Origin of the sequence: uncultured Mycobacterium sp., assembly GCF_964249325.1 — a bacterium.
In the GTDB taxonomy this organism is placed as follows: domain Bacteria; phylum Actinomycetota; class Actinomycetes; order Mycobacteriales; family Mycobacteriaceae; genus Mycobacterium.
This window is the reverse complement of the sequence record NZ_CAXUCH010000007.1, coordinates 35,425-47,278: the sequence shown is the minus strand read 5'-3', so window position 1 is coordinate 47,278 and position 11,854 is coordinate 35,425. Positions and strand designations below refer to the sequence as shown.

The following is an 11,854-nucleotide window of genomic DNA, read 5'->3' as shown; positions in this document are numbered from 1 at the left end:
CACATCCTCACCATCAACGCCGCCATCATGCTCACCCTGAGTGCCGGTCAACACAGAGTTGTACAGTTCCAGCACTTCTCTGATCTCGGCCCAAATCATGTTGAGGTCGACGCCGTCTGCCGTTAGGTTTACGAGGACATCGCCCTCAGTGTTATAGCCTTTACCAGCCATTCGTTCACCGCCTTTAGTCGTGAATATCGCTCGTTTTCAAAGACTTTAGCGCCAGATATCAAACCTGGCGCGGCGCTAAGCGGTCGGCGGTAGAGGCTCGGCGGGAACGCGGTACGACCGCGACCGATTAGCGGTACGCTAGACGGAGATGCGTCGATTCGCTTATCCCATAGACTGTTTCGGCGACGCCGACAACGAAACATACTGCAACTAAGCCCAATAGCATTGGAGGCAGAATGGCCCGCGTGGTGTCGTTTACCCCTGATGATCCGCCGGAGCTGGCCTTGTCGGACGCGCCGACGATCAAAGGCAAGGCGGGGGCCGTAGCGTGGTACCGGGACGTTCTCGGGATACCAGTGACGATGAACAATGTTGTTGTTGCCACAAATAACCGGACGCTGCCGAGCTACTTGATCGGCGGGGCGGTCTACTACAGCACCCGCGACCTCTACAGGTACATCACCAAGGATCGGAGAACCGCATGACCATAGACCAGCCGCGCCGCGACTACCTGACGGCCAAGTACGACAGCATCAGCCACCCGCCAAGGACCGGCGATCCCACCGTTGATGCCATCTTGGATGGTGAGCACATCATGGCGCGGTCTATGCGGCAAGGGACCGATAATGGTCTGCTGTTCGACCCGATCCGCAGCCCGAGCATGTACGAGGTAGCTGACCGGACGATGCGCGAGCTGCGGGCAGCAATGGCTTGTGACGAAGTCAAGTACGTGACGCCTCGGGGTGGGCATTTCAATCGCGATAAAGCCAGCGACGACCGCGTGCTGTACGTGCACTTTGTCGGCGACAAGCGGTTGTTCGCCTGCCGGGGCCGCAAGTCGGCCGACCTGTTTGCGGACCTGCTTTATGCGAGCGCCTGGGTCTGGCGGCAGGACGAGTGCAACATCAAGGTGGCCGACGACTGTGGCGGCGGCACCTTGTTCTTCCCTCTCCAGCGCGGCCAGTTCCTATTGCTGTTTGAGTGCTGCCAACCTTGCCTAGACAAGGCGGTTGACATGGCCACGACGGGCTTCATCGTTTCCGAAATGGAGGCTCGCGTCAGGGTAGGGCAATCGCCGCTCTAGACGCACCCGCCGGGGCCGCTCACCGGCCCACTGACGTGATGCGAGGCCGAGGCGGTACGGCGGGCGAGGGCGGATCGGTCGCAAGTTTCCGGCGCGCTTCAGGCAGGCACCAAGCAACTGCTTGCTCGCCACGACCGAGCACTTGCTCGGTGAGCTCACAAACAACTGACCGGCCAAGCACTTGCTCGGTCAGACACGAAACCTACTCCGCGACAACGAGTTAGGCCGAGCGAAACAAGCGGGCGATGCGGTACGCTAATACGTACCGAGAACTGAATATCGCCCGCGAAAGGCCACATAGACGATGGGCTCAGCCCTGGATCTACGGACCGACGCGACGCGCTAAACCACTGAGACTGGCGTGCGTCGAAGGCAAACCCTCACAGACCTAAGAGGGTGGACCTTCGATGCGCGCCAGTTTTTTTATTTGGAGGAGAACACGATGGCCGACGCCCTGGACGACCTCGACAAGCCGAACTTGTCTGAGCAGGAGCTCTGGGAGTACCTGTACTACGACGAGTACTTGGTTGGCGTAACCCGGCGCAGCGTGAAGTGGGCCGTGCTTAGGCGGGAAATTACGCCGACCCGCATTGGCAACAAGAACTATTTCAGCAAACGCGACGGCCTCGACTGGATCAAGTCGCGCCGGCAGCCTGGCATCTACCGTGCGCCGAAAGTGGAGCCCGCTCAGTAAAAGTGCGTCGCCCCCGGCTGGCAATGACCGGGGGCGACTACCCGACTAGCTGGCAAAAAGGCAGGTACTAGTGAGTATACCGAATAAAGCCTATCGGCGAAAGCCAAAGTGCGCCATGGTCGTTGAGGACTACGGCAGTGTGTTGGTGCATCTGGTGAGCGACGAGGTTGCTGTCCCCAACGTGGCCGGCCTGTCGCTGCTGGATGCGGCTCTGGCTTATGCCGACGCCGGATGCTACCTGTTACCAACCGATCCCAACGACGTGAAGAACCCAGGTAGCGTGGTGCATGGCCGATGGCAGGATCAGTCGACCCGCGACCCTGACCAGATACGTCGATGGTGGACAGCGAATCCCAACTGTGGCATAGCACTGCACTGCGGCAGGTCCGGTCTCATCGCGTTTGACCTGGACATTGACGACCTGGACCAAATCAGCCGAGACGGCCACCCTGAAATTGCCACGGCGCTGCGAAATGCGGGTGCAATACATCTGACCCGACGCACAGGTGATCGGGGACATTATCTATTCCTGACACACGGCGAACAGTTTGGTAACAGCGCCGGATTGTTCATGCGCTGGGGCCAGGTACGCGGCAAGAACGGCGTGATCGTCCTGGCGCCGACCCCGCACCCCGACGCTGACACCAAGGGCGGCGACTACCCCGACGCTGACACCAAGGGCGGCGACTACAGCTGGGGCAAGGCCGAGGACATTACCCCGCTTCCAGACGTTCTGCGAGAATGCTTGTCCGAGGCCGCCGATTGTGCCGACCCACTGACCGACGCCGAACTTGATACGTTCCTTGACACCTACACGGGCGGCGGATGCGGGCGTGCGGGCTGCCGACACACGGTGAGCGGTCCGGTGGCGCGGTTCCGCGGTGAGGTTGAGAATGGCGCAGGCAGACACGACAGCCTCGTGAAGGTCGCGCCGTGGGCGATGTCCGAGGCGATGGCGGGCTGTTATTCGGCGCGTGAAGCGTTCGGCGTGCTGTATTCGGCCTATAAAGCGGAGTTCACTGACGCCGACGACCGGGCGCGGGTCAGCCAACTAGGCGACGAGTTCACACGGATCATCAAGTGGGCAGCGGCACAAGCTGATCCTGAGCGAGCACACAGGAATGACCTGCTGCCGACCGAGGCTGAGTTGGAAGCATTCTGGTCGGCGCGACCAGAGTTGGAACGCCTGCGGACATTCGCGCGGGCACGGTGCGTTGGTCCCTGGTCGACGCTCGGCGCGGTCCTGGCGCGTGTGATTGCGACGATTCCGCCGCATGTGGTGCTTCCGCCGACCGTTGGGTCCGAGGCGAGCCTTAACCTGTTCGTCGCCCTGGTAGCCCGATCAGGCTTCGGCAAGAACACTTCCGAAGCGGTCGCCGAGGACTTCGTGGCCAGCCACACCTATGTGTTCGTTGCGACGCCCGGTAGTGGTGAAGGCATCCTCAAGCAGTACGCCTACAATAAGCAAACCGAGCAGATCAACCTGCGGAACTCAGTGATGTTCTCGGTTCCCGAGATTGACACGTTCGCGGCGCTAACGGCGCGTGGCGGTTCGACCCTGATGCCCGAACTGCGGAAAGCATGGATGGGAGAGCGACTCGGATTCGGCTGGGCGAATGTGGAGAAGGCCGTCATCGTAATGGGTCACCGCTACCGCATGACCATGATTGTCGGCGTTCAACCTGGCCGGGCGAAGGCGCTCCTGCAGGAGGCGGACGGCGGCACGCCACAGCGGTTTATCTGGTTACCGACGACCGACCGTGACGCACCCGATGCGCCACCCGCTGAGCCCAAGCCACTACGCCTATCGGATTGGCCAAGTCCGGGCGAACCAAAGCCTGAGGCCGCCGATACGGGCACGGATGCCGATGACGGCTTGACGGTGAAGTTTGGTTCCGAGGTCGATGAGTTCAGATTGGACGTCCCTGCCGACAAGTCAGAGTTCCACGTTCTGGAGTTACCGCCGAGCGTGGTTGAGACGATTCGACGAGAGCAGCGGGCGAAGCTGCGGGGCAAGGTATCGGAGACCCAGGCTCTCGACGCTCATGCCACGTTGGCCCGGTTGAAAGTTGCGGTCGGCCTGATGTGGATGAATGGACGTACCGACAAGGTGTCAGAAGAGGACTGGGACCTGGCCGGCGTCGTGATGGGCGTGTCAAATGCGACGCGCACCGAGGTCCAGGCGGCGTTGAAGACCAAGGCGAGGTTGGTCAACCAAGAGCGCGGTCGGCAAGAAGGCGAGCGGGCGCTCGCGGCTGAGGCCGTGGTACGCAACAAGGCGATTACGCGAGTGGCCGAGGGCATCTGCCGAAAACTGCGCGAGCAGAATGACCGGACCCTGAACCAAATCAAGAAGTGCTTCAGCAGCGCCGACCGGCAGTATGTCGAACCTGCACTTGAATCGCTACGACTCGTTGGTGCGGTCGAAGTTAAAGGCATTGAGTACCAAGGTAACGACGGCTACAGGTTCCATCTCGCGGAGGGGCGATGAGCGCTCGTATCCAGCCGGGGAGACGGGGAGCAGCCTCCCCGGCTATGGGCGAAACTTGTAAATTAGGCGAACCTAATAAGACCTGGTCATTAGAAAAATACCATTCGCGGGCATCGCGCGAGACAGAAGTTTTCGCGCCCCAAACGGGGAAAGTCTCCCCGCCTCCCCCTCTGAAGCGCCTTGGCTGCCGAGAACATACGTGCGTCGAACTATGCCACGCCCAAACTAGCTGCAACCGAACGTAATTGCACGGACCATCGTGACCCCTGGATGAAAGGAACCAATAAACATGGCGAGGTATTTACAAGTAAATGGTGGAGTGCCACTTGACCATCCGCGCCGATGCCAAGCGCGCCGACAGGACCACGAACCCTGCCGCCGTTACGCCGTGAAGGGCGCGAGCGTGTGCCGGGTCCACGGCGGCGCGGCACCACAGGTGAAAGCAAAAGCGCGCCAGCGACTTGAGGAAGCAGCCGACCGCATGGCCCGCGAACTGCTCGGGATAGCGACTGGCGCAGAGTCAGAAGCGGTGAAGCTGGCGGCGATCCGCGATGCCCTGGACCGCGCAGGCGTATCGGCGAAGCAGACCCTGGAGCTCTCGGCGACCGCAGAGCCCAAGCCCTACGAGGAAATGCTAGTGGGCATCGCGGGTATCGCCACGGTGACCCGCGAGGAGTCCCGCGCCGCTCGCGGATTACCCGCACCCGAGACGCCGGAACTCCCGCCGCCACCGCTCGCCCGCGAGCTACCCGAGGTCGTGGACGCCGAGCTAGTTCCCGAAGGCCCCACTGGCCCGGCTCATTCGCCCACTGACGGCTTGAACGCCGCCGAGGGCCGCCGGGTACCCTCCGACCAGCCGCAACCGCCTACGCCCCCACCTGGGCTCGTGACGATGGAGGAGGCGGTGACCGAGACGCGCATTCGACAGGTGCGGCGCACGACCAGGCGTTATCGCTGATTACGTTTGCTGAACGCGCTAAACAGCCTGGTAAGAGGGGATAGCGAGGTGTGCTCGACTGGCGTAGCTTTATCGCCGAACCGACCGATTAGGCGGTTTCGGCGATAAAGGAGGGACGAATGACCCAATCGGACGCGCGACCGCTGCGCGTAATCGGCTACTGCCGAGTGAGCACGGCAGGACAAGGCGAGAACGGGCACGGTCTCGGCGCGCAACGTCAAGTCCTAGAACGGTTTTGCGAGCAGAACGGCCACGAACTGTTGACGGTGACGTCCGATGTTGTAGGCGGAAGCGAGTCAGATCGTATGTACGGCAGGCAAGTTGCCATCGCCGCGATTGAGGCAGGCGTGGCCGACGCTTTGCTCGTTCGCGCACTCGACCGCGCGACCCGCGACCAGCTCGACCACGCCCGGCTATTCAAGCAAGCCGAACGCAATGCATGGCGGCTGATGGACTGCGAAGGTGCTGACAGCGGCGAACCGCACCAGAGGCTTGTCGCAGACATACGCAATGCCGTCGCGGCAGAAGAGCGCCGCAAGATCAGCGAGCGGACTAAAGAGGGACTGGCTAAAGCACGCAAGGCGGGCAAGCGCCTTGGCCGGCCACCACGGATCGACCCAGCCGTTGCGAATCGCATCGTGGACATGCGTATGCGCGACGGCCTTAGCGCCAACGCAATTGCTGCCGAGCTCACCAGGCTTTGCGTGCCCGCGCCCGGTGGTGGCGCGAAGTGGTACCCGACGACCGTGCGAGACGTGTTTGCACGCGAGGGGATTCAGTGACATGGCGTACATCAAGGTCCATGAGACCAAGCGAAAGCGCAACGGCAAGACCGTCAAGCGCTATGAGGTGATCTGGCGCGAGCCGGTGCGCGATGAGTTCGGTTTACCTGTTCCGGTCAACCCCGACCATCCGGACGGCCCCAAACGCACCCGCAACCGGGGCGAGCGGTACGACACCCGCGAGGCCGCAGAGGCGCGACGCGACGAGCTAAACGCCGCGCGGCATACGACCGGAACCAGCGCCTTGGCCGAGCAGCGCAAGGCGGGTGAGCTGCCGTTCGGGTACTACGCGAGGGCCTGGCTCGATGCCCAACGCCTAAAGGTCGCGTCCGGCAAGGTGAAGGCGGATACGGTCGACGGCTACGAGAAGCGCCTTGCGGTTTACGTCCTGCCGGAGTTCGGGGCGAAGGCGATCGCGTCCATAGTCCCGGCGCACTGCGAGCAGTTCCTTGCCGCGCTGGTGGCGCGCGGGCTGACTCCAGCCACCCTGAAGCACCACTGGTCGGTCCTCCGCAGCGTGTTCGTGTACGCCTTGCGCCACAAGGCGATTGTGACGAACCCGATTGACGGCGTGGACTTCTCGGCGAACAGTGCGAAGCGCCGCAATCGGCGGCACCACCCGCTGACTGCCGAGCAGGTCGCCGCCGTCGCTGGGAGCATCGGCACCCGGTACCCGGTCTACGAGCTCCTGACGCTGTTCGCCGCCTATACGGGGCTGCGCGCCGAGGAACTAGCCGGGCTAGAGGTCGGTGACCTCGTGTTCGCGCCCGGACCGCACGCGAGCGTAAACGTCCGCCGCGCCAAGAAGCGCCGCACCGGGCTGTGGGTTACCGATACCCTCAAGAGCGCCAAGAGCGCCCGGACGGTCCCGCTACCGCCCTGGCTCGCGGAGCGGATGGCCGACTACCTAACCGAGCACCCGCGCGCCGACGAACCGACAGCGCCGCTATGGCCCAACCGGGTACTCGGCGGGGTACGCCGCCGTGGCTATCGGGCGGTAGCGCCGCTGGATTACTCGGAGCCGGTCGACACGACGGCGTTTTACAAGAACGTTCTACGCCCCGCCCTGGCGGCGGTCGGGCTACCCGCGAGCACGCGGGCCACGACCCTAGACGACGGCACGCCGGTCCCTGCAGTCAAGGGTGTGCGGCTACACGACCTCCGGCATACGTTCGCCACGCTCCAGCTGTCGGCCGGGGTTCATTTCATGCAGGTGTCCAAATGGTTGGGGCACAGTAGCTTCACCCTGACGCTCGACATCTACGGCGACTGGATCCCGGAGCAGTACGGCGGCGCGCTGAACACCCTGCCGGAGCCGACCCCGCCCAAGAGGTCAGCCGAGGCCGCTGGGAACGTCGTGCCGTTGAAACGGCGTGGTTAGGTTGCCGCGACCAACTCCTGAACCCGTTGCTTGAGGCGCTGTGTGCGGTGGCTACGTGTGAGTGCTTCCATCGGGATTCTGTTTCCCGCAATGCGATTAAGTAGCGTGCCTAGCAGTAGCAGAGCTCCCGTGTCACCAAGAATCTGGATCTCGTAGGGGTCGTACTCGAAGCTGGGTGCATGCTTGAGCTTGTTGTAGGTGCCCCAGAAGAGATCTACCCAGGCGTCGAGGTCGCCCCCTACAAATTCTGTGAAGGCCGGTCCTGCATAGCGGCCCATCGCCATCGGAAGTGGCTCATCCTTCTTGCCTCGTTTTCGAGGTTTTGCCCACGCGCGTTTGAAGTGCTCGTTGTGCAGTCGGGTCCAATACTCCATGCCGAGAGCGATCTCGATGAGGTGCACTTCGACCCCGCTCTCGCCGTAGCGGTAAGCGTTCGTGAGCGGGCCGGTAGCACGCGGATACTGCTGATCTAGCCGAATCCAATTGCGGAGACCTTTGACGCCACCAATGTGGCTTAGGTAGAACAGCGGAATCTCGTTCATCGACTTCGGTTTTGGCACCCCGCCTTTGCGCGGCAGCGTCATCAATCGAGAGTTCCAGAGTTCGGGGCTTTCGCGCGGTCGCCCGTCGTCGGCGATCTCGAATTCGACAGTGGCGCGCTCTGCCGCCACGAATCCTTCGTGCGCCAGGCTTATTAAATCTTGAACTGCAAGCAGCGGTACGAGGTGGTCGTGCCAAGCTCGCGGGGTTCGGCTTGACGTAGCGACGACAAGCGGCGCATTGATCGTTCGCTTATCGTCTGGGCCGTCCACGTGCCAAGTCGAGTCGAGCTTCAATTTGAAGCCGCGTCGAATGTCCAGTTCGAGAGGCTCCACGTCCACCGTCTCTGCCTTATATTGCTTCGCCCGACTGCCGGGAGGCTGGTGCACCGATTCCCGAATGCTAGTTAGTCTTGCCCATCGGGTTACCTGCGGAATCTCAAGCTCAACCGCGAGAAACTTGTCACTCTTGAGTACTGCGAATGGCACTTTGACAACGACACCGCGAGTGCGGATCGTCTGCGTCGAGGCTCGTTGACCCATGACGTTTGACTGAGCAACGCCGGCAATATCAAAGAAAATTGCGCGAGTACTCGACGTCATTCCGTACACGGCCTCAGGCTGCGGAAGTCGGTCCTCGTTCATGCCGAAACCGCCGTTGAATTCGCGCGTGCGAAGAGTGTCGATGTGGAAGAGATTGTCGTCGGCCAGGCGTACGTAGCCGTCCATGGACTTATCAAAGTTGTACACGTCAGCGGGACTCAGCCAGAAGTGGCCCAGCGTTCCGTCGAGGGTCTCCTGCAGTTCGTCTCCCATCGACGGAATAGTCGCATTGGGGCCGTGGGGAGTCGCGCGATAGTCGCCCGGCGTGTCGCTAGCTAATTCTTTCGTGTACGCGCGACGTACGCGACTGGGGGCGCTTCTAGGCCGTACCGTAGGCGTACCGGGGTCGTACCGGCAACGGCTTAAAACAGCTCTGAGCAGGCGTTTCTGGCGGTTTCAGCTAACCGCGACCAGGCCCGATACTCGGCGTGGCTAAGGACTCATAATCCGTTGGTCGCGGGTTCGAGTCCCGCCCGCCCCACAATAAATCTGTATGACCTCGGCTGATGCTCGACGTTTCGGCTTGGGGTGATGCCGGACAGTGTTTCGGCTGATTCTTTACACAGGTTTCGGTTGATCTTTGATTCCAAGGGGCTCATCGAGCGATCGCGATGGGCAGTTGCAGATACGAGGCGCGTGATCCTCCGGTATGGACAACGTGTTGCCCACTGTTCTGCGGGATGTATTCCCGCAGGCCGGGCATCCATGGGCCAAACAGGTTTTGCGCGCTGATGATTAGCCGAACCTGCTCGCCGCGGTGAAATACCAGACCGATCGGCAGTAGGTCGATGTCGACGTCGACTACCTCACCGGGGCTGAGCTTTTCGACCCGGTCGAAGCTGTGGGCCGGGACTTCGTCAGTTGACAGCGTCTCGTCCAGGTGCCGCATCGACACCCGCAGACGGCCCTCGGAACCCTTGTACCGCAGAATCGTTGCCCCCCGCTCGGTGACGTCGTGCACCCTCGCGCTCTGGTTGGGCACGGTGAACACCTGCAGATGCGTCCCCTGCGCATTCAGCTTCTGCACGCAGATGAAGAGGTACATGTCGTCGGCGCCCTTCGCCTCGACCCACAGACGCGCTTTGGGGTAGCCGACCATCGTGGTCTGCTCGTCGAAGCGGACGATGAAGGAGACCAAGTTCGGGTTGGCTTCCGCGGCGTAGACGGTCGTCACCTCCTCCGCGGGCGGCTCCGTGCGCAGAGTGCGCGAGCGGCCATCGACGTAGTACTTCGTGTAGGTGACGCCCTGCGGCGGGAACTGATCCGCGGAAAGCTTGACTTGGTCGCCGCCTTCGAGGTCGAGAAGGGCGTAGCGGACGCGCGGGGTCTGCTCCCAGCCGTTGTCCTCACCCTTGAGGAAGTGATCGAAGAATCGGCGCAGATCCGCCCTGTTGGTCTCGTCGTAGTAGTCGGGCCACTCCTGGCTGTTGTGGATGCGCAGCCATTTATCCTTCGACCCGATCCGCCGCCAGGCACGGAAGGTGCCCGCCGTGTGCAGCGTGTTGGAGTAGCTGGCCACGATGTAGGCCGGCACCGTGATCCGGTCGACGCGGGGAATCTTGTTCTGCCACAGGTCATTCATCAGCGGGTACCGCTGCGCCTCGGCGAGGAGGTCCTCCTTGCGGCTCTTGCCCCCAGTAGCTGTTGTCCCGCAGTTGCCGGACGAACCCGGTGTCGGGCATCCCGCCGCGCATCACCAGATCGCGGTAGACGTCGCTGACGCCCTCCCACGGGTTGATCGCCGCCAAATGCGGCGGCCGTTCGACCGCGGCGAACCACTGCGCGACCGCCAGATAGGAGGTGCCGCTCATCGCGACCTTGCCGGTGCACCACTCCTGGACGGCCAGCCATTCGATCAGATCGTGGCAATCCTGGCCCTCTTGGCGGTCCCACAAGACGCTGTCGCCCTCGGAGTCGCAGACGCCTCGGGGATCCGGATTGCAGATCGCATACCCGTGGGCGCACGAGTAGGCCGGGTCGGGCCCCTCGAACTTGTGCAGGCCTGACACGATCCCGTTGTCCAGGCCGACCAGCTCGAACACCCCCAGCGCGGCAGGCGCGCTGCCCTCACCCTTCTCACACGGGCTCCAGGCCACGATGATCGGTACCTTCCCGCTGCCCGCTGGCCGCAAGATATCGACATAGATCGTCACACCGTCACGCATGGTGACCGGGACGTCTTTGTCGAGCACGACGTCGACCGGCAAGCTCCGAAACGGCGGCGCGAGCCGAAAGCCCGCCGGCAGGATCCGGGTGCCGGGATCGAATCCGCTCAGCACCCCGAACCTCTCATCCGGTTGCAAAGGATGCGATGGCATGAACATTTTCTCGACCTGAGCCATGTGCACCCCTTCGGAAACCCTGCGCCTTCCGGCGTCCCCGAACGATAAAACCCGGCCGGGATAAAATCAACAGACGTTGAGATTTTGATGGAGAGGCGTTAGCTTCGGCGCATGACGGTGAACACCACGCCGGTGGGTGGGGGGCGTCGCGGGCGTCGGCCCGGTACGAGTACAACCCGGCAGGCCATCATCAACGCCGCTCGCGTCCGGTTCGCCAGCGACGGTTTTGCCGCGACCACGATCAGGCGGATCGCGGCCGATGCCGGCGTCGACGCGTCGCTGGTGATGCAGTTTTTCGGTTCGAAGGAACAACTCTTCGCCGCGGTGATGGCGATCTCACCGGAGGCGTTGGCACGCTTGAAGATTGCTTTCGAAGGACCTGATGAGCACCTCGGTCAACGAGTCGTGCGCGCCTATCTTGACGCGTGGGAGGGCGCTCCCGAAGACTCCGATCCTCTGATCGCGACGTTGCGAGGCGCGATCGTCAACGAGCAGGCGCGCGCGCAGTTGCGCGAGTTGATTCAGGCTCGACTGCTCGATGGGGGCGGATCGCGTGCGGTGGACGACGCGGCACTCCGGGCGGGGCTCGCGTCATCGATGCTGGTTGGGATCGTCGTGGGACGGCGAATCGTGGGTGTCCCCACACTTGCGAACGTGGACGTTGAGACGCTGGTCGCGCTTGTCGCACCGGCAATCCAAAGTGTGCTGACACAGAGCCGCCCGATTTCGACTCATCCGTCGCGGCGAGGAGCACACCGCGGGAACCCAAAGCCGTTGTAATTAGCGTCTTTTGCGCATCGGCTTACCAG

General features: G+C 62.5%; 11 protein-coding genes. 8 read left to right on the top strand and 3 right to left on the bottom strand.

Going from position 1 to position 11,854, the window contains the following annotated elements; translation table 11 throughout:
* The first annotated feature begins 407 nt into the window (after nt 1-407).
* The 7 genes from ACFE99_RS02195 to ACFE99_RS02165 all read left to right on the top strand — a co-directional run bounded on the left by ACFE99_RS02195 (nt 408) and on the right by ACFE99_RS02165 (nt 7,561).
* Nucleotides 408-656 (top strand): hypothetical protein, encoded by a 249-nt coding sequence (locus ACFE99_RS02195; protein WP_375481991.1) that lies wholly within the window; start codon nt 408-410, stop codon nt 654-656.
* On the top strand, nt 653-1,255 hold the full coding sequence (locus tag ACFE99_RS02190; protein ID WP_375481989.1) for a hypothetical protein: 603 nt from the start codon (nt 653-655) through the stop codon (nt 1,253-1,255). Before ACFE99_RS02195 ends, ACFE99_RS02190 begins: the two co-directional genes overlap by 4 nt.
* Before the next feature lie 442 nt (nt 1,256-1,697).
* Entirely contained in the window at nt 1,698-1,949 is a 252-nt protein-coding gene (locus tag ACFE99_RS02185) for a hypothetical protein (RefSeq protein WP_375481987.1), read from the top strand.
* 181 nt (nt 1,950-2,130) lie between these two features.
* A complete protein-coding gene (locus ACFE99_RS02180; protein ID WP_375481985.1) occupies nt 2,131-4,440 on the top strand; it encodes a bifunctional DNA primase/polymerase in 2,310 nt (769 codons plus the stop codon).
* 388 nt (nt 4,441-4,828) lie between these two features.
* Nucleotides 4,829-5,398, top strand: coding sequence for a hypothetical protein (locus ACFE99_RS02175; RefSeq protein ID WP_375481983.1), 570 nt, complete (start codon nt 4,829-4,831; stop codon nt 5,396-5,398).
* 119 nt (nt 5,399-5,517) lie between these two features.
* Nucleotides 5,518-6,180: a recombinase family protein gene (locus ACFE99_RS02170; protein ID WP_375481981.1), complete on the top strand. Its 663-nt coding sequence runs from the start codon at nt 5,518-5,520 to the stop codon at nt 6,178-6,180.
* A 1-nt stretch (nt 6,181) separates the two neighbouring features.
* Nucleotides 6,182-7,561, top strand: a complete 1,380-nt coding sequence (locus ACFE99_RS02165) for a tyrosine-type recombinase/integrase (RefSeq protein WP_375481979.1) — start codon at nt 6,182-6,184, stop codon at nt 7,559-7,561.
* Here the strand turns inward: ACFE99_RS02165 and ACFE99_RS02160 are convergent.
* The 3 genes from ACFE99_RS02160 to ACFE99_RS02150 form a co-directional block, all read right to left on the bottom strand.
* Nucleotides 7,558-8,916, bottom strand: a complete 1,359-nt coding sequence (locus ACFE99_RS02160; RefSeq protein WP_375481977.1) for a hypothetical protein — start codon at nt 8,914-8,916, stop codon at nt 7,558-7,560. The two genes, ACFE99_RS02165 and ACFE99_RS02160, sit on opposite strands and share 4 nt — an antisense overlap.
* 382 nt (nt 8,917-9,298) lie before the next feature.
* Nucleotides 9,299-10,285, bottom strand: a complete 987-nt coding sequence (locus ACFE99_RS02155) for a CocE/NonD family hydrolase (RefSeq protein WP_375481975.1) — start codon at nt 10,283-10,285, stop codon at nt 9,299-9,301.
* Nucleotides 10,278-11,045, bottom strand: coding sequence for a CocE/NonD family hydrolase (locus ACFE99_RS02150; RefSeq protein WP_375481972.1), 768 nt, complete (start codon nt 11,043-11,045; stop codon nt 10,278-10,280). Before ACFE99_RS02150 ends, ACFE99_RS02155 begins: the two co-directional genes overlap by 8 nt.
* Nucleotides 11,046-11,156: 111 nt before the next feature.
* Between ACFE99_RS02150 and ACFE99_RS02145 the strand changes: the two genes are divergently transcribed.
* Nucleotides 11,157-11,825 carry a TetR family transcriptional regulator gene (locus ACFE99_RS02145; RefSeq protein ID WP_375481970.1) on the top strand — a complete coding sequence of 223 codons (669 nt, stop codon included), beginning with the start codon at nt 11,157-11,159 and terminating at the stop codon, nt 11,823-11,825.
* Nucleotides 11,826-11,854: the final 29 nt, after the last annotated feature.